The organism is Paenibacillus sp. GYB003, from assembly GCF_036577625.1.
In the GTDB taxonomy this organism is placed as follows: domain Bacteria; phylum Bacillota; class Bacilli; order Paenibacillales; family NBRC-103111; genus Paenibacillus_AB.
On record NZ_JARBDC010000076.1, the window covers coordinates 1 to 774 of the forward strand.

The 774-nt window shown below is 57.5% G+C and carries 1 pseudogene; it reads left to right on the forward strand.

The window, feature by feature from the left end:
• A pseudogene (locus PV407_RS25165) lies at positions 1-445 on the forward strand (hypothetical protein); the annotation flags it as partial.
• Positions 446-774: the final 329 nt, after the last annotated feature.

Below are 774 nucleotides of genomic sequence, written 5' to 3' on the forward strand. Positions count from 1 at the left end.
AACTGCCGAAGCGCCGCGGCAGGAGGCGCCGCCCCAGCCGGAGACGACGCCGGCCGGGCAGGCGCCGGCCCCCGTCGCCGCGGCGGACGGCCCGGACGCGGCGGTACCGGCCGACGCGCCGAAAGGCAAGGCGAAAAAGGCGCCGAAGCTGGAGCTGCCGGAGGACAAAGTGAAAATGACGGCGACCGTCAAGGAGTTTACGACGGTGCCGAACAATTTCTCCGACAGCGACGACGAAGTGATCGTATACGAGTCTGTCGCCGTGCTGGAGCCGCAGCAGCTGGACATCGGAGCGGCCTGGTCCAGCAACAGCGCGACGCTCAAAAAGCTGGAGCTGGAAGTCGGCGACCGCCTTACGTTCGAGGCGAAAATCGTCGCCAAAAAGCTGACGAAGCATCCGGTCCCTTACAAAATAAACAACCCATCGAAGCTGCAGAAGCTGTAAAGTAAAAAACGTCCGGGAAAAACGCCCGGACGCCTTTTTTATGCAAAGCGCTCCCCGACGCAGCGGGAAAACAAGTTACCGGTAAATCCTCCTGCTAATTCGCCGCTTTCCCCGTCGCCGGCCGCTTTAACGGGAAAAGCTCCCGATCAGTTCGCCCGAAACGCGCTTTTTGCCGCCGACGTGCAAATTTAAGGGGAGCTTTTCCACTAGCGTTGCATCAAAGCTAACAAAACAAGGGCAAGCAAAAAGAATGTGATATTGTCGACATTATTTTTCACCGTACAACTTGAAAAAGGCTGTCTACTCTTACGAGCAGGAATCATCCATTT